The following is a 16,975-nucleotide window of genomic DNA, read 5'->3' on the forward strand; positions in this document are numbered from 1 at the left end:
CGACCGCGGGCGCCGGCCGGCACACGGAACGAAAAAACGAGAACGGGGCGATACGCCCCGTCGATCCGTGTACGACCGGTGGTTACTCGCCGGCGACTGCCGGCCCGCCGCGATTGCCCCGGCGGTTGCGCCGCTTCTCGCCCCACACGCGGAACCGGTCCATGTACAGATAGACGACCGGCGTCGTATAGAGCGTCAGCACCTGCGACACGATCAGGCCGCCGGCGATCGCGATCCCGAGCGGCGCGCGCAGCTCGGCGCCGTCGCCGTTGCCGAACGCGAGCGGCAGCGCGCCGAGGAGCGCCGCCATCGTCGTCATCATGATCGGGCGAAAGCGCAGCAGGCACGCCTCGTGGATCGCGTCGAACGACGATTTGCCGTTGTTGCGCGTCTGGTCGATCGCGAAGTCGACCATCATGATCGCGTTCTTCTTCACGATCCCGATCAGCAGGATCACGCCGATCAGCGCGATGATGCTGAATTCGGTCTTGAACAGCAGCAGCGCGAGCAGCGCGCCGACGCCGGCCGACGGCAGCGTCGACAGGATCGTGATCGGGTGGATGTAGCTCTCGTACAGGATCCCGAGCACGATGTAGACGGCCAGCAGCGCGGCGAGGATCAGGATCGGCTGGTCGTTCATCGACTGCTGGAATGCCTGCGCGGTGCCCTGGAAGCTGCCGACGATCGTCGGCGGGACGCCGACCTGCGCCATCGTCTGGTAGATCACCTGCGTCGCCTGCGACAGCGACACGCCCGGCGGCAGGTTGAACGAGATCGTCGTCGCGACGAACAGCCCCTGGTGGTTGACCGACAGCGGCGTCGTGCTCGGCCCGAACGTCGCGATCGCCGACAGCGGGATCATCGTCGACTTCGACGTCGACACCGACGCACCCGACGACGCGCTCGACTTGCCGCTCGCCGCGATCGAGTTGAGCGCCTGGTTGCGCGCGGAGTCCGACGCGATCGCCGCGGCGCTCTGCGTGGCGGTGCCGGCGCTCGACGTGCCGGCGGACGTCGCGACGTAGGTGCCCGCGGCTGCGTTGGTGGTCTGCGAGCCGTTCGCGCTGCCGCCCGACGTGCTGATCCACACCTGGTTGAGCATCTCGGGGCTCTGCCAGTACTTCGGCGCGACTTCCATCACGACGTGGTACTGGTTCAGCGGGTTGTAGATCGTCGAGACCTGGCGCTGGCCGAATGCGTCGTACAGCGTGTTGTCGATCTGCGCGGGCTTGATGCCGAACCGCGCGGCGGTCGCGCGGTCGATCGTCACCATCGCCTCCATCCCGCCTTGCTGCTGGTCGGAGTTCACGTCGGTCAGCTCGGGGCGCTTCTGCAGCGCTTCGGTCAGGATCGGCCCCCACTTGTACAGGTCGGCGCTCGAATCGCCGAGCAGCGTGAACTGGTACTGCGCGTTGCTCTGCCGGCCGCCCACGCGAATGTCCTGCGCGGCCTGCAGGAACGTGCTCGCGCCCGCGACGTCCGACAGCGGCGCGCGCAGTTGCTGGATCACCTGGTCGGCCGTCAGCTTGCGCTCGGTGCGATCCTTCAGCGTGACGAACATGAAACCCGAGTTGGTCTGCGTGCCGCCGGTGAAGCCCGCGACGCTTTTCACGTTCGGATTGCTCTGCACGATGCGCATCATCTCGGAGAACTTCAGCTTCATCGCCTGGAACGACGTGGACTGGTCGGCCCGGATGCCGCCGATCATCAGCCCGGTGTCCTGCTGCGGGAAGAAGCCCTTCGGCACGACGACATACAGGTACACGTTCAGCCCGATCGTCGCGAACAAGGTCAGCAGGATCAGCAGCGGCCGGCGCAGCGCCCACGACAGCGAGCGCTCGTAGCCGCGCTGCATGCGGCTGAAACAGCGTTCCAGGAATCGCGCGAAGCGGCCTTCGCTCTGCGGGTCGTGCGCTTCGGGCAGCAGGCGCGCGCACATCATCGGCGTGACCGTGAGCGACACCGCGAGCGAGACGGCGATCGCGAGCGACAGCGTCAGCGCGAACTCGCGGAACAGTCGCCCGACGATGCCGCCCATCAGCAGGATCGGCAGGAACACCGCGACGAGCGAGATGCTCATCGACAGCACCGTGAAGCCGACCTCGCGGGCGCCGTCGAACGCGGCCTGCATCCGCGACTTGCCGTTCTCGATGTGCCGCGAGATGTTCTCGAGCACGACGATCGCATCGTCGACGACGAAGCCGGTCGCGACGATCAGCGCCATCAGCGACAGGTTGTCGATCGAGAAGCCGAGCAGGTACATCGCGCCGAACGTGCCGATGATCGAGATCGGCACCGCGACGCTCGGGATCAGCGTCGCGCGCCAGTTGCGCAGGAACAGGAACACGACCATCACGACGAGGCTGACCGCGATCAGCAGCGTGTGCTCGGTGTCCTTCAACGACGCGCGGATGGTGGTCGAACGGTCGAGCACCGGCGTGACCGTGATGTCGGCCGGCAGCGACGCGGTGAGCTGCGGCAGCGCCGCGCGCACGCGGTCGATCGTGTCGATGATGTTCGCGCCGGGCGAGCGGTAGAGGATCACGAGCACCGCGCGCTTGCCGTTCGACAGGCCGAGGTTGCGAAGATCCTCGACCGAATCGACGACGTCGGACAGGTCGGACAGCCGCACGGCCGAGCCGTTGCGATACGCGACGACGAGGTCGCGGTACTGCGACGCCTGCGACGCCTGGTCGTTCGTATAGAGCTGGTAATGCTGCGGGCCGAACTCGATCGCGCCCTTCGGCGCGTTGGCGTTCGCGGACGCGAGCGCCGCGCGCACGTCCTCGAGGCCGATCCCGTAGTGGAACAGCGCCTGCGGTTCGAGCTCGACGCGCACGGCCGGGTTCGCGGAGCCGCTCACCGTGACCTGGCCGATCCCGTCGATCTGCGACAGCGACTGCTGCAGCACCGTCGACGCCGAGTCGTACAGCTTCGCGGGCGACGAGGTCTCCGACGTCAGCGACACGATCATGATCGGCGAATCGGCCGGGTTGACCTTGCGGTAGGTCGGGTTGCTCTTCAGCGCGGCGGGCAGGTCGGCGCGTGCCGCGTTGATCGCGGCCTGCACGTCGCGCGCGGCGCCGTCGATGTCGCGGTTCAGGCCGAACTGCAGGATGATCCGCGCATTGCCGACCGTGCTCGTCGACGTCATTTCCGAGACGTCCGCGATCGAGCCGAGGTGCCGCTCGAGCGGGCTCGTCACGCTGGTCGCGACGGTTTCCGGGCTCGCGCCGGGCAGCGACGCCTGCACCGAGATGGTCGGGAAGTCGACCTGCGGCAGCGGCGAGACCGGCAGCTTGACGAACGCGAACAGGCCCGCGAGCGCGACGCCGATCGCGAGCAGCGTCGTCGCGACGGGGCGGGTGATGAAGGGGCGCGACAGGTTCATCGCTCAGGCATCCGTACGCGTGTCGGCACCGGGGCCGTGGCGTTCGAACCAGCCGCGCACGCGGCGCGCGAGCGAGTCGAAGCCGAGGTAGATCACGGGCGTCGTGAACAGCGTCAGCACCTGCGACACGATCAGGCCGCCGGCGATCGCGATCCCGAGCGGCTGGCGCAGCTCGGAGCCCGCGCCGGAGCCGACGATCAGCGGCACCGCGCCGAGCAGCGCGGCGAGCGTCGTCATCAGGATCGGCCGGAAGCGCAGCAGGCACGCCTGGTAGATCGCCTCGCGCGGCGGCTTGCCTTCGACGCGTTCGGCCTCGAGCGCGAAGTCGATCATCATGATCGCGTTCTTCTTCACGATGCCGATCAGCAGCACGATGCCGATGATCCCGATGATGTCGAGGTCGTGCCCGGTGATGATCAGCGCGAGCAGCGCGCCGATGCCGGCCGACGGCAGCGTCGACAGGATCGTGATCGGGTGGATGTAGCTCTCGTACAGCACGCCGAGCACGATGTACATCGTGACGATCGCCGCGAGGATCAGGAACAGCTGGTTCGACAGCGACGCCTGGAACGCGAGCGCCGCGCCCTGGAAGCGGGTCTGGAACGACGCGGGCAGGTTGATGTCCTTCTCCGCGGCCTCGATCGCCTTGACCGCTTCGCCGAGCGACGCGCCGGGCGCGAGGTTGAACGAGACGGTGGTCGACGGGAACTGCGACAGGTGCGCGACCAGCAGCGGCGACGGCCGTTCGTGGAACGCCGCGATCGACGACAGCGGCACCTGGCCGCCGCCGGCCGACGGCAGGTAGATGTCGTTCAGCGATTGCGCGTAGTGCTGCTCCTTCGGCTCCGACTCGAGAATCACGCGGTACTGGTTCGACTGCGTGAAGATCGTCGACACGATGCGCTGGCCGAACGCGTCGTACAGCGCGTTGTCGACGGTCGCCGGCGTGATGCCGAAGCGCGCGGCGCTCGCGCGGTCGATCTCGATGTAGACGGACTGGCCGTTGCTCTGCAGGTCGGTCGCGACGTCGGCGAGCGACGGCTCCTGCTGCAGCCGTGCGACGAGTTTCGGCACCCAGGTCGCGAATTCGTCCGAATTCGGGCTCGTCAGCATGAACTGGTACTGCGTCGGGCTGACGGTCGAATCGATCGTCAGATCCTGCACCGACTGCATGAACAGCGAAATGCCGGTGATGTTCGACACGCGGTGCTGCAGGTCGCGGATGATCTGCGCGGCCGTCTCGGAGCGCTCGTCGCGCGCCTTCAGGTTGATCAGCATCCGGCCGCTGTTCAGCGTGATGTTGCTGCCGTCGACGCCGATGAACGAGGTCAGGCTCTCGACGTTCGGGTCCTTCAGGATCTCTGCCGCGAGCGCCTGCTGGCGTTCGGCCATCGCACCGTACGAGATCGACTGCGGCGCCTGCGTGATCGCCTGGATCACGCCGGTGTCCTGCGCGGGGAAGAAGCCCTTCGGCACGTAGATGTAGAGCAGCGCGGTGAACGCGAGCGTCAGCAGCGCGACGACGAGCGTCGAGCGCTGGCGGTTCAGCACCCATTCGAGCGCGACCCCGTAGCGCGCGATCACCCGGTCGATCACGCGGTGCACGCGCGCCTCGAAGCGGTGGCTCTCGGGCGGCGGCGAATGGCGCAGCAGCTTCGCGCACATCATCGGCACGAGCGTGAGCGACACGATCGCCGAGATCACGATCGTCACCGCGAGCGTGATCGCGAATTCGTGGAACAGTCGCCCGACCACGTCTCCCATGAACAGCAGCGGGATCAGCACCGCGATCAGCGACACCGTCAGCGAGATGATCGTGAAGCCGATCTGCCGGGAGCCTTTCAGCGCGGCCTCGAGCCCCGTTTCACCTTCCTCGACGTAGCGCGCGATGTTCTCGATCATCACGATCGCATCGTCGACGACGAAGCCGGTCGCGATGGTGAGCGCCATCAGCGACAGGTTGTTCAGCGAGAAGCCGGCCAGGTACATCACCGCGAGCGTGCCGATCAGCGACAGCGGCACCGACAGGCTCGGGATGATCGTCGCGTAGATGTTCGCGAGGAACAGGTACATCACGAGCACGACGAGCGCAACCGCGAGCAGCAGCTCGAACTGCACGTCGCGCACGGCCGCGCGGATCATCGTGGTGCGGTCGGTGACGACCTCCACGTCGAGCGCCGCCGGCAGCGTTTCCTGCAGCTTCGGCAGTTGCGCCTTGATCGCGTCGACCGTCTGGATCACGTTCGCGCCGGGCTGGCGCTGCACGTTCAGGATGATCGCGGGGTCCGAATTCACCCACGCGCCGAGCTTGGTGTTCTCCGAGCCGGCGACGACCGTCGCGACGTCGGTCAGCATCACCGGGCGGCCGTTCTTGTACGCGACGACCGCGCTGTTGTACTGGTCGGCGCTCGTCAGCTGGTCGTTCGCGTTGATCGTGTACGCGCGCGTCGGGCCGTCGAAGTTGCCCTTCGGCGTGTTCACGTTCAGGTTCGAGATCGTCGTGCGCAGGTCGTCGAGGTTCATCCCGTACTGCGCGAGCGCGGTCGGGTTCGCCTGGATGCGCACGGCCGGCCGGTTGCCGCCCGACAGGCTGACGAGGCCGACGCCCGCGATCTGCGAGATCTTCATCGCGAGGCGCGTGTCGGCGAGATCCTGCACCTGCGTGAGCGGCAGCGTCTTCGACTTGACGGCGAGCGTGATCACCGGCGCATCGGCCGGGTTGACCTTCGCGTAGATCGGCGGCGCGGGGAGGTCGGACGGCAGCAGGTTGCCGGCCGCGTTGATCGCGGCCTGCACTTCCTGTTCGGCGATGTCGAGCGGCAGGTCGAGCGAGAACTGCAGCGTGATCACCGATGCGCCGGCCGAGCTTTGCGACGACATCTGGTTCAGCGACGGCATCTGCCCGAACTGCCGTTCGAGCGGCGCGGTGACCGACGACGTCATCACTTCCGGGCTCGCGCCCGGGTAGAAGGTCTGGACCTGGATCGTCGGGTAGTCGACTTCGGGCAGCGCGGCGAGCGGCAGGAAACGCAGTGCGACGAGACCGGCCAGCATGATCGCCGCCATCAGCAGGGCGGTGCCGACCGGCCGGAGAATGAAAAGACGGGATGGATTCATCGAGCGGCCCGCGCGTTACTGGGCGGCGGAGGCCGCTGCCTGCGACGCGCCGTGCCGGTGTCCGCCGCGATGGCCGCCGGCGCCCGACGCACCCGACGCCGCAGCGGCGCCGCGCGCGCCCGACGCGCCTTTCGGCTTGTCGGCCGGGATCGAGATCTTCGCGCCTTCGCGCAGGCGGTCGGAGCCGTCGGTCACCACGCGCTCGCCGACCGTCACGCCGCTGACGATGCTCGTGCGCTCGCCGTCGACCGGGCCGATCGTGACCTTGCGCACCGTCACCGTGTTGTCGGGTTTCACGATGTAGACGAACTGGCCGATCGAGCCCGTCAGCACCGCGGACGTCGGCACGATCGTCGCATTGCGCAGCACGTCGACGAGCAGGCGCGTGTTCACGAACTGATTCGGGAACAGCATGCCGGTCTTGTTATCGAAGTTCGCGCGCAGCTTGACCGTGCCGGTGCTCGTGTCGATCTGGTTGTCGAGCGTCGCGAGCGAGCCCGTCTCGAGCGGCACCGTGTTGTTGCGGTTGTACGCGGTGACCGACAGCTTCTGGCCCGCGTTCACCTGCTTGAGAATCTGCGGCAGGTTGTCTTCCGACGTCGTGAAGATCACGCTCATCGGCTGCAGCTGCGTGATCACGACGATGCCGTTGGTGTCGCCCGGCGTCACGTAGTTGCCGGGGTCGACCTGGCGCAGCCCGACGCGGCCCGACACGGGCGCCGTGATGCGGGCGTACGTGAGGTTCAGCTTCGCGGAATCGATCGCGGCCTGGTCGGTCTTCACCGCGCCTTCGTACTGCTTGACGAGCGACGCCTGCGTATCGACGGTCTGCGACGCGATCGAGTCCTGCGACAGCAGCGTCTGGTAGCGCTTCAGGTCGAGGCGCGCCGTCGCGAGCAGCGCCGCATCGCGCGCATGCGTGCCTTCGGCGTTCTCGAGCGCGACCTGGTACGGGCGCGGGTCGATCTGCGCGAGCACGTCGCCTTTCTTGACGATCTGGCCTTCCTGGAACGACACCGACTGCAGGTAGCCCGACAGCTGCGTCTTGACCGTCACGTTCGCGAGCGGCGTGACGGTGCCGAGCGCGGACAGCACGATCGGCATTTCGCCCTGCGTCGCGGTCGCGACCTGCACGGGCTGCGGAACGTTCGCCATCGCGGCGGGGCCGCCGCGGCCGCGGTGACCGCCTGCGCCGCTGGCGCCGGCACTTTTCGCGGCCGTGCTGCCGGCGGCCGGCGTGCGGTTCCACGGGTGCCACCACAGCAGGCCGCCGATGACGACGACCGCGAGCGCACCGGCCATCAGCGTGCGGCGCGGGCGCCGTGCGGCGGGGGACGCGGGGTCTTGCGAAGGGGGCGTGGGCTTTTGTTCGTTATCCATCGTGTTCTGTCAGGAAGACGGCGCGGCGTGCCGGAAATCGGACTGCGGGGCTGCGCGTGGAAGAGCGGCGCCGGGAGGGGGCGCCCGGCTCGGTCCGGGGCCCCGCCGGCCTGCGCGGGAAAAGAGCGGTGCGCGCCGGGAATGCGGCGCGACGATGGGCATGATCCTACGTCCCGTCCCCGTTACAGTCCAGTGGTCTATCTTTCAACGGGTTACGGTCGTTACAGAACGCGACAACGCGATGACGAAACGATTACACGCCGACGCGCCGGGCCGGTGCGCCGCCGATCTCGCGGGTGATTTTCGCGATGCATTCGTGCAGCGCGGGCACCACGTGTTCGTGCAGCCATTCGGGCGGGCACTGATGCGCCGCGCCGCCGCAATTCACCGAATAGCGCTGGCCCGACGGGCCGACGAAACCGGCCGCGACGGCATTCAGGCCCTCGCGCCATTCGCCGATCGCGATCGCGTGGCCGTCGCGCATCGCGTCGTCGAGCGCGGGGTTCAGGCGCGCGGACACGTGCGGCCAGTCGTCGCCCGCCGTCGTGCGCAGCGATTCGAGCAGTTGGCGGCGCTCGTCGTCTTCCAGGGCGGCGAGATACGCACGGCCCACCGCGGTGCGCGCGATGTCCATCCGCGAGCCGATCTCGAGGCGCGTGACGAGCACGGCCGAGCGCGGGCGGATCACGTCGATCGCGACCATGTCGAGCCGGTCGCGCACCGCGAGGTGCACGGACAGCGACGTGCGCTCGGCCAGCTCGATCATGAACGGCCGCGAACGCGCGCGGATGTCGAAGTTGCGCAGGAAGCCGTGGCTCAGTTCGAGCACCGACGCGGTGAGCACGAAGCGCTCGCTGTCGGGCAGCTGGAACAGGAAGCCGGCGCTGACGAGCGTCGCGGTGATGCGCGAGACGGTCGGCTTCGGGATGCCGGTCAACTCGGTCAGCTCGCGGTTGCTGACGGGCGCGTCGGCAGCAGCGATGCGGCGCAGCACGGCGAGGCCGCGGGCAAGGGCGGTGATCTCGTCGGGCGACGATTCACGGTCCCGCGACGCGGGAGGGGTTACAGTGGTCGACACGAAGGATTCTCTCTATTTCCGAAACTCGATTTCAATTTTGTTGGTATTGTAGGATTATTGTCAAAGGATGCATGTTCTGCCGGGGAACCGGTCATTGGATGAGATTTTACGGGTTCACCCTTGGTTTATTAGGAAAACGCTCAATGGAGCGTTGCCAGAAAGTGCATGAACCGGTGCAAATACCGCTTGACTTGTCGGGCGGAAACGGAAAGAATGTCTCACGTTTTCGAAACATCGTTTCAAGAGTTTAACCGGCAACGATGTTTCGCGCAGTCTCTCAGGTTCTAGCACGGCCCTCGGAATGGCTAGAACTTTTTTAGCGCCACGGTCTCCGTGGCGCTTTTTTTTGCCTGTCTTTCCGCGCGTCCGCCCGGACGTGTCAGGCCCGTATTATCCCCCCATCGTCGAAATCCCCTGCTCGAAGCCGTGCGGCGTCGGCCTGCGCCCGTTCGCGTGCGTGTGTCGCACGATTCGCGTGCGCAAAAAAAAGCGCGATGCCCGCACTGGGCATCGCGCATCAAACGGCGTGGAGCGCCGACGAATGAACGGTGATGAAGAAGGGGCGCCGCCGAGCGGCGCCCCGGTCCTCCGCGCGCGGCCCGGTCAGGCCTTCGCGAGCTTGATGCTGGTCTGCTCGGCCGTCAGGTAGCCGACGCTCGCGCCGAAGCGGTCCTTGAAGTTCGCGCGCACGAGCGGATCGAGCGTCGGCTTGACCTTGTCGTGCAGCGGCGATTCCCAGTCGCCCGCGTGCTGGAAGTTGCTCATGATGTACGTCCAGCCGTTGATTTCGTCGACCGCGTGCAGGCCCGTCGATTCGGCGCCGGCCGGGCACGACAGCACGCGCACGAGCGACTTCGTGTCGACGTTGTATGCCCACAGGAAGTTGTTCACGTGCATGCCCGAGTCTTCGCCGATGAAGAGGGTCCGCAGCTTTTCGGAGAACTTCAGGTTGTCGGGGTTCGCGATCTTGTCCGGGTTCGCGAGGTTGCCGAGCCCGTCGGCCGCGGCGAGATCCTCGCCGACGAGCGCGGCCGGCGCGCCCATGTCGACCGGCACCCATTCGCTGTCGATCGCGCTGCCCGTCGTGTCGCGCTGGCTGCCCTTCAGGTTCAGCGCGTAGACGGCGCCCGCGGCGATCTTCTTGTCGACCGCGACGTCGCGCGACACCGCGTTGCCCTTGACCATCGACGTTTCGATCCGCGACATCGCCGTGTAGACGATCTTGTCCTTCGCGTTCACGGTCGTGCCTTCGAGCTTCGTGAAGCCCATGCTGCCGCCGATCAGCGCCGCATAGCGGTGCGTCTCGAGGAACGCGGCCGCCTTTTCCATCCCCGGCTTCACGCGCATCCAGTTGAATTTGCCGCCGAAGTGGATCTTCGTGTAGCTGGCGTCGTTGGGATCGGTGGTCACCAGGTCCATGATGTCCGACGCCTTCAGCGTATTCGCGAGCGCTTCGATCTCGCTGCTCGTCGCGTGGCCGATCCTGATCCACGTGAGCGTCGCGGTGCCCGCGCCGGCGGACGACGTCTGCGTCCACTTCGCGACGTACAGCGTGCCGGCCGACAGGTCGGCCGCCTTGTCGGCGACGAACATGAACAGGCCGCCGTTGGTTGCGTCGTCACCCATCATCACGGTGCGCTGGTCGGGCATCACCTGGATCAGCTCGTGCGAGATGCGGCCGAGGCAGTAGTGCTTCTTCACGCTGCCCGTGCCGTCCGGATTCACGGTGATCTCGGGCAGGTGGCCGTAGTGGTAGGGGTTCGCCTTCGTCTCGTCGCCGAACGTGTTCTTGCTGAACGCCTTGAACTGCGCGTCGGTTGCCGCCTTCGTCGCGTCCGGCTCGTACTCCTCGCTCGACAGGTGCGTGCCCCACGGCGACAGGCTCGCGCCGCAGGTGATCCACAGGCCGTGCGCCTTCGACGTGTCGACGTTGTGGTACTTGACGACCTTCAGCGCGCCGTTGGCCGGATCCTGGTCGAGCGTCAGCACCGCGATCGGCGACGGCAGCTGGCCGTACTGCGATGCGCTCGCCTGGTCGCGCGTCGTGTATTCGAACTGCACGACCGCGAACACCGTGTTGCCCTTCACGCCGGGCACGTTCGCGTTCTTCAGCGTCAGCAGCGAGCTGCCGTCCGGGCAGTCGGAATAGAACTGGCGCTCCTTGCCGGCCACCGAGCGATCGATGATCGGCTGGTTGTTGATGTCGTAGTAGCCGCCCGCGAGCGTCGTGCCGCCCTTGCCGTCCGGCACCATGTCGCCCGTCACGAAGAACGGCCGGTACGCGAGCTTGAAGTTGCGCGACGAGCCGTCGGAGAACGACACCGCCAGCGTCGAGCCGACCGTCGTCGTGGCCATCGCGGCCGCGTTGTCGAGCGTGGGCGCGGCCATCGGCGAGAACGTCGCCGACGTGTACGCGGCGGCGACCGGCGCCGGCGTCGACGCGGGATCGTCGTCGCCGCCGCAACCCGTCAGCAGGGCCGGCAGCGCGAGGCCGGAAAGGGGAAGCATCGGTGCGCCGGCGAGGATCTTCAGGGCCTGACGACGGGAAGCATTGGGCAACGCGGGCATGTGGAGTCCAGTTTCGGTTGTTGGAAGAATGGCCTTCGCCGAGCGGGCGCTCGGCAAGCTCGGCGAAGGCATATTGAAAACTGGACGGAAGTGTAAGGACGCTACATGAAAGTTTTTTGAATTGAAAACGTAATGCCGCGTCGGGCGTGCGTCGGACGCTCAATCGCGTTCGGGCGTCGCCGAGATGCGGTGGATCGACAGGTCCGCGCCGTCGAATTCGGCTTCGCGGTCCAGCCGCAGCCCGACGGTCGCTTTCAGCGCGCCGTAGACGAGCGTGCCGCCGGCGGTCGCGATCGCGATGCCGCCGAGCGTGCCGACGAGCTGCGACAGGAACGACACGCCGCCGAGGCCGCCGAGCGCGGGCAGGCCGAAGACGCCGGCCGCGAGGCCGCCGAGCGCGCCGCACATGCCGTGCAGCGGCCACACGCCGAGCACGTCGTCGATCCGCCACTTGTTCTGCACGCACGTGAACATCGCGACGAACAGCGCACCGGCCGCGGCGCCCGTGACGAGCGCGCCGATCGGGTGCATCACGTCGGAGCCCGCGCACACCGCGACGAGGCCCGCGAGCGGCCCGTTGTAAGTAAAGCCCGGGTCGTTGCGGCCGGCCATCCACGCGGCGAGCGTGCCGCCGACCATCGCCATCAGCGAGTTCACGGCGACGAGGCCGCTGATCTTGTCGAGCGTCTGCGCGCTCATCACGTTGAAGCCGAACCAGCCGACCGCGAGCACCCACGCGCCGAGCGCGAGGAACGGGATGTTCGACGGCGGGTGCGCGGCGATCCGCCCGTCCTTCGCATAGCGGCCGTGGCGCGCGCCGAGCAGCAGCACGGCCGGCAGCGCGACCCAGCCGCCGAACGCGTGCACGACGACGGAGCCCGCGAAATCGTGGAACGGCGCACCGAACGCGTGCGTGAGCCACGCCTGCACGCCGAAGCGCTCGTTCCACGCGATGCCTTCGAAGAACGGATAGATGAAGCCGACGATGATCAGCGTCGCGACGAGCTGCGGGTTGAACTTCGCGCGCTCGGCGATGCCGCCGGACACGATCGCGGGGATCGCCGCCGCGAAGGTCAGCAGGAAGAAGAAGCGCACGAGGGCGTAGCCGCTGTGCTGCGACAGCGTGCCGATGTCGTCGAAGAACTCGACGCCGTACGCGATCGTGTAGCCGATGAAGAAGTACGCGAGCGTCGACACCGAGAAGTCGACCAGGATCTTCACGAGCGCGTTGACCTGGTTCTTCTTGCGGACCGTGCCGAGTTCGAGAAATGCGAAGCCCGCGTGCATCGCGAGCACCATGACGGCGCCGATCAACAGGAACAGTGTGTCGACGCCGGATTTCAGACCATCCATGCCGTGGCTTCCTTGCGCAAAAAACGGGCGAGGAACGCAAGTATCGAGCCAACTTGGTGAACGGTTGCGTGGAGTTGGTGCTCCCGCGCCGCGCGATGCGGCATTCCGGTGAATCGTGCACGCGAAGGGGGCGCGGCCGGCAGCGGCCGGGAGCGAGGCCGGATGCACGCGCGTGGTGCGGTGCGTGCGGAACTGGTGCGTTCGATCTGCCGATTGGTGCGTCGTCGCGCACCGTTGCGGCGCGTGGGCGGCGTTTCAGCGGTGCTTCAGTGACGCGGGAACAGCGACGGCGGCCGGCGCAGCCGCAGCGCGCACGCCGACCAGTACGCGGCGACGGCCGTCAGCCCGAGCGCGGCGCAGGCGAGCGCCGCGAAACCCGTCAGCGACTGGCCGTGGCCGTCGGGGCCGAGGATGCCTTGCGCGACGATCAGCGCGGCCGTCCAGAAGCCGATCACGGCCTGCGTGAGCAGGCGCGCGGACGCGACGCGGCGCGGGCGCCCCGATTCGGTCAGGTGGCGCGCGGACGGCGGGCGCAGGCACAGAAACAGGGTGGCGGCGAGCAGCGCGGCCAGCACGATCAGCCAGTCGACGAGGAAATCCATGAGAAAAAGGGGCATGTCCGAAGCGGATTGAAGCGTGCCCACTTTAGTGTCGTCGCGCGTGCGATTAAATCAGACGAGTCTGAAATCGAAAGCTGTTTTCAATGATGGCGTTTGATTGGCCCTATTCCACAGGCGGTATCATCGACGTCGGTCCAACCACGAGGCCGCGCGACGCGCGGCCGGAGATTGCTGATGAACATGAAGACATCGCGGGCGCGTCGCGTGCCCGGGTCCGTGCTGGCGGCCGTAGCCGCCGGTGCGCTGCTGTTGCTCGCGGGCTGCGAGAAGTCCGGTGCGCCGGCCACGCAACCCGATACGGCCGCGAGCGCGGCCGCCGATGCCGCGAACAACGCGGCCAAGGCGCTCGACCAGGTGGCGAGCACCGTCAACCAGCAGATCAACGCCGCGAAGGCCGGCATCGCGTCCGCGGCATCGGCCGTGCCGCCTTTGTCCGCGAGCGGCCTCGCGTCCGCCGCGCAGGCGCAGTTCGACGCGGCCGCTTCCGCGGTCGTCGCGCATGCGGCGTCCGAAGCCGGCGCGAAGATTGCCGAAGCCGGCAAGAAGCTCCAGCAGTGGAGCCAGCAGAATGCGTCGGGCGCCAAGCCTGCGAGCGGGGAGTGACGCGGGCTTGCATGATCCGCAAAATGTAATTATGATGGTTACACATGTCGCCGGCTGCGGGACGAGCCGGCGTCGTCAAGCGAGTGACGAATGAATACCAGCAGCCGGTTCGCGTTTGCCGTTCACGTGCTCGCCTTGCTGTCGATGCAGGAAGGCGTGCCGCTGTCGTCCGACATCATCGCGGGCAGCGTGAACACGAATCCGGCGCTGATCCGCCGGTTGTTGTCGATGCTGGCGGCCGCGGGCCTGACCACGTCGCAACTGGGCGCGGGCGGCGGTGCGCTGCTGGCGCGCGAGCCCGCCGCGATCACGCTGCTCGACGTGTATCGCGCGGTCGACGATGCGCAACTGTTCGCGCTGCACCGCGAGGCGCCGAATCCGGCCTGTCTCGTCGGGCGGCACATCCAGGGCGCGCTGACCGACTACATCGGCGACGCGCAGCGTGCGATGGAAGCGTCGCTCGCCACGCGCACGCTGGCCGACGTCACGGCCGACGTGCTGGATCTGGAGCAGCGCACGCAACAGGCGGCGCGCGCGAGCGGGTGAGGGTAGGCAGGGCAGGAAGCCGGACGGCGCGACGCGCGGCGACCGGCGCAACGGGGGCTTTGCCCCGTTTTTTTTCGGCCTTATATGTAATTAACTGTGTTACATATTTTCTTACTGGAGAATCGATATGACGCAACGTACTTTGAACATCGCACTGTTCGGCGCCACCGGCACGATCGGCTCGCGCATCGCCGCGGAAGCCGCACGACGCGGCCATCGCGTGACCGCGCTGTCGCGCAACCCCGCCGCGGCCGGTGACGGCATCACCGCGAAGGCGGCCGACCTGTTCGACGCGGCGAGCATCGCGGCCGCGCTGCCGGGCCACGACGTCGTCGCGAGCGCGTACGGTCCGAAGCAGGACGATGCGGCGAAGGTCGTCGCGGCCGCGAAGGCGCTCGTCGCCGGCACGCGTCAGGCGGGGCTCAAGCGGCTCGTGGTGGTGGGCGGCGCCGGCTCGCTCGAAGTCGCGCCCGGCAAGCAGCTCGTCGACAGCGAAGGTTTCCCGGAAGCGTACAAGGCGGTCGCGCTCGCGCACCGCGACGCGCTCGACTACCTGAAGACGGCAGGCGATCTCGACTGGACGTTCTTCGCGCCGGCCGCGCTGATCGCGCCGGGCGAGCGCACGGGCACGTTCCGCACGGGCGTCGGCAAGCTGATCGTGGACGCGCAGGGCAACAGCAAGATCTCGGCGGAAGACTACGCGATCGCGTTCGTCGATGCGCTCGAGCAAGACAGCTTCGTGCGCGAGATCGCGACGGTCGCGTATTGAGCGGCGCGCCGGCCGGCGGCGCGCATGCGCGGGGCCGGCCGCGACGTGCGGGAATTTCAGGCGATTCCACCCTGGCGGGCGGGATCGCCTGTTTCGTTTGGGAGCGGGCGCGGCCACGTGCCGGCGGATTCGCGCGTGCGGCGCGCACCGGATCGGTATTTATACCGGTCGACGCGGCGAAGCGGTTTTCATATTGTTCCCCGTTGGGCAGTTTGAATAGAATAAATTTCTATCTACGAGGGACTGGAGAAATGGACGCCATCGATCGCAAGCTGCTGGAGCTGCTGCAGGCGGACGCCACGCTGCCGATCGCGGAACTGGCGCAGCGCGTGAATCTGTCGCAAACGCCGTGCTGGAAGCGTGTGCAGCGGCTCAAGGAAACCGGCGCGATTCGCGCGCAGGTCGCGCTGTGCGATCCGCGCAAGCTCGGCGTCGGCACGACCGTGTTCGTCGCGATCCGCACGAACCAGCACACCGAGGAGTGGGCGCAGCGTTTCACGCAGGTCGTGCGCGACATGCCTGAAGTGGTCGAGGTGTACCGGATGAGCGGCGAGACCGATTACCTGCTGCGCGTCGTCGTGGCCGGCATCGACGACTACGATCGCGTCTACAAGCAGCTGATTCGCGCGGTGCCGCTGTTCGACGTCAGCTCGTCGTTCGCGATGGAGCAGATCAAGTATTCGACCGCGCTACCGGTGCGCGATCTTGCCGAGCCGGCGTAGCGCGGCAACGAGCCGACACGGCCCGACACGCGCGCGGATGGCGCCGCGGATTCAGCGGCCGCGCGCCAGGGCGCGCGCGCGTTCGTCGGCCAGCGCGTCGCGGCGCACGAAATCCGCGACGAACGGGCTGGCCGGATGGTGATGCAGCGCGTACGGCGTATCCCATTGCGCGAGCTGACCGTCCTTCATCACGCCGATCCGGTCGGCGATCGCGAACGCTTCGGCCTGGTTGTGCGTGACGAGGATCGCAGTGTGGCCCGTGCGCTTCAGGATGTCGCGCAGCTCGAACGCGAGCCGCTCGCGCGTATCGACGTCGAGATTCGAGAACGGCTCGTCGAGCAGCAGCAGTTCCGGCGACGGCGCGAGCGCACGCGCGAGTGCGACGCGCTGCTGCTGGCCGCCGGACAGTTCGTGCGGATACGCGCCACCGGAATCGGCGAGGCCGACGAGTTCGAGCATTTCCGCGACACGCATGCGCCGTTCGGCCTTCGGCATGCGCCGCAGGCCGAACGCGACGTTGTCGGCCGCGCTCAGGTGCGGGAACAGCGCGTAATCCTGGAACATCATGCCGATGCGGCGCCGCTCCGGCGGCACGTCGAACGACGGCGCCGCGACGGGCGCGCCGTCCAGCACGATGCGCCCCATGCGCACCGGTTCGAAGCCGGCAATCGCGCGCAGCACGGTGGTCTTGCCGCAGCCCGACGCGCCGAGCAGGCAGCCGATGTCGCCGCGCGGCAGCGCGAGGCTCAGCCCGTCGACCACGGTGCGGCGGCCGTGCGGCGTGTCGTAGGCGAGGCAGAGGTCGTCGAGTTCGAGCAGGTTCACGGT

The 16,975-nt window shown here is 67.7% G+C and carries 12 protein-coding genes; 4 read left to right on the top strand and 8 right to left on the bottom strand.

Annotation, left to right across the window (positions count from 1 at the left end; genetic code table 11):
* Positions 1-82: 82 nt before the first annotated feature.
* The 7 genes from WJ16_RS05665 to WJ16_RS05695 form a co-directional block, all read right to left on the bottom strand.
* A complete protein-coding gene (locus tag WJ16_RS05665; RefSeq protein ID WP_069256209.1) occupies positions 83-3,391 on the bottom strand; it encodes an efflux RND transporter permease subunit in 3,309 nt (1,102 codons plus the stop codon).
* Between the two features lie 3 nt (positions 3,392-3,394).
* Positions 3,395-6,508 carry an MdtB/MuxB family multidrug efflux RND transporter permease subunit gene (locus WJ16_RS05670; protein ID WP_069256210.1) on the bottom strand — a complete coding sequence of 1,038 codons (3,114 nt, stop codon included), beginning with the start codon at positions 6,506-6,508 and terminating at the stop codon, positions 3,395-3,397.
* Between the two features lie 15 nt (positions 6,509-6,523).
* On the bottom strand, positions 6,524-7,888 hold the full coding sequence (locus WJ16_RS05675; RefSeq protein WP_069256211.1) for an MdtA/MuxA family multidrug efflux RND transporter periplasmic adaptor subunit: 1,365 nt from the start codon (positions 7,886-7,888) through the stop codon (positions 6,524-6,526).
* A gap of 253 nt (positions 7,889-8,141) precedes the next feature.
* Complete coding sequence (locus WJ16_RS05680) at positions 8,142-8,966, bottom strand: IclR family transcriptional regulator (protein WP_069256212.1); 825 nt, start codon at positions 8,964-8,966, stop codon at positions 8,142-8,144.
* A 603-nt stretch (positions 8,967-9,569) separates the two neighbouring features.
* Positions 9,570-11,534 carry a PhoX family protein gene (locus WJ16_RS05685; protein WP_069256213.1) on the bottom strand — a complete coding sequence of 655 codons (1,965 nt, stop codon included), beginning with the start codon at positions 11,532-11,534 and terminating at the stop codon, positions 9,570-9,572.
* A 159-nt stretch (positions 11,535-11,693) separates the two neighbouring features.
* Positions 11,694-12,887, bottom strand: coding sequence for an ammonium transporter (locus tag WJ16_RS05690; RefSeq protein ID WP_069256214.1), 1,194 nt, complete (start codon positions 12,885-12,887; stop codon positions 11,694-11,696).
* A 266-nt stretch (positions 12,888-13,153) separates the two neighbouring features.
* On the bottom strand, positions 13,154-13,489 hold the full coding sequence (locus WJ16_RS05695) for a hypothetical protein (RefSeq protein WP_069256215.1): 336 nt from the start codon (positions 13,487-13,489) through the stop codon (positions 13,154-13,156).
* A gap of 192 nt (positions 13,490-13,681) precedes the next feature.
* Here WJ16_RS05695 and WJ16_RS05700 point away from each other — a divergent pair, with 192 nt between their 5' ends.
* From WJ16_RS05700 to WJ16_RS05715, 4 genes are all read left to right on the top strand, one after another.
* Positions 13,682-14,110 (top strand): hypothetical protein, encoded by a 429-nt coding sequence (locus WJ16_RS05700; protein WP_069256216.1) that lies wholly within the window; start codon positions 13,682-13,684, stop codon positions 14,108-14,110.
* Between the two features lie 90 nt (positions 14,111-14,200).
* Positions 14,201-14,656: an Rrf2 family transcriptional regulator gene (locus WJ16_RS05705; RefSeq protein WP_069256217.1), complete on the top strand. Its 456-nt coding sequence runs from the start codon at positions 14,201-14,203 to the stop codon at positions 14,654-14,656.
* A gap of 127 nt (positions 14,657-14,783) precedes the next feature.
* Positions 14,784-15,425 carry an NAD(P)-dependent oxidoreductase gene (locus tag WJ16_RS05710; protein WP_069256218.1) on the top strand — a complete coding sequence of 214 codons (642 nt, stop codon included), beginning with the start codon at positions 14,784-14,786 and terminating at the stop codon, positions 15,423-15,425.
* A 251-nt stretch (positions 15,426-15,676) separates the two neighbouring features.
* The gene (locus WJ16_RS05715; protein WP_069256219.1) at positions 15,677-16,147 is read left to right on the top strand and encodes an Lrp/AsnC family transcriptional regulator; all 471 of its coding nucleotides are present in this window, start codon (positions 15,677-15,679) and stop codon (positions 16,145-16,147) included.
* A 51-nt stretch (positions 16,148-16,198) separates the two neighbouring features.
* Here the strand turns inward: WJ16_RS05715 and WJ16_RS05720 are convergent, their stop codons facing one another.
* Positions 16,199-16,972: an ABC transporter ATP-binding protein gene (locus WJ16_RS05720; RefSeq protein WP_069256220.1), complete on the bottom strand. Its 774-nt coding sequence runs from the start codon at positions 16,970-16,972 to the stop codon at positions 16,199-16,201.
* Between the last annotated feature and the right edge of the window lie 3 nt (positions 16,973-16,975).

This window comes from Burkholderia metallica (assembly GCF_001718555.1).
Taxonomy (GTDB): domain Bacteria; phylum Pseudomonadota; class Gammaproteobacteria; order Burkholderiales; family Burkholderiaceae; genus Burkholderia; species Burkholderia metallica.

What these genes read in the sequence shown, in the direction of transcription:
- WJ16_RS05670 (WP_069256210.1), bottom strand. Translation starts at nt 6,508, where the DNA reads ATGAATCCATCCCGTCTTTTCATTCTCCGGCCGGTCGGCACCGCCCTG.
- WJ16_RS05665 (WP_069256209.1), bottom strand. Translation starts at nt 3,391, where the DNA reads ATGAACCTGTCGCGCCCCTTCATCACCCGCCCCGTCGCGACGACGCTG.
- WJ16_RS05715 (WP_069256219.1), top strand. Translation starts at nt 15,677, where the DNA reads ATGGACGCCATCGATCGCAAGCTGCTGGAGCTGCTGCAGGCGGACGCC.
- WJ16_RS05690 (WP_069256214.1), bottom strand. Translation starts at nt 12,887, where the DNA reads ATGGATGGTCTGAAATCCGGCGTCGACACACTGTTCCTGTTGATCGGC.
- WJ16_RS05700 (WP_069256216.1), top strand. Translation starts at nt 13,682, where the DNA reads ATGAACATGAAGACATCGCGGGCGCGTCGCGTGCCCGGGTCCGTGCTG.
- WJ16_RS05710 (WP_069256218.1), top strand. Translation starts at nt 14,784, where the DNA reads ATGACGCAACGTACTTTGAACATCGCACTGTTCGGCGCCACCGGCACG.
- WJ16_RS05685 (WP_069256213.1), bottom strand. Translation starts at nt 11,534, where the DNA reads ATGCCCGCGTTGCCCAATGCTTCCCGTCGTCAGGCCCTGAAGATCCTC.
- WJ16_RS05705 (WP_069256217.1), top strand. Translation starts at nt 14,201, where the DNA reads ATGAATACCAGCAGCCGGTTCGCGTTTGCCGTTCACGTGCTCGCCTTG.
- WJ16_RS05675 (WP_069256211.1), bottom strand. Translation starts at nt 7,888, where the DNA reads ATGGATAACGAACAAAAGCCCACGCCCCCTTCGCAAGACCCCGCGTCC.
- WJ16_RS05695 (WP_069256215.1), bottom strand. Translation starts at nt 13,489, where the DNA reads ATGGATTTCCTCGTCGACTGGCTGATCGTGCTGGCCGCGCTGCTCGCC.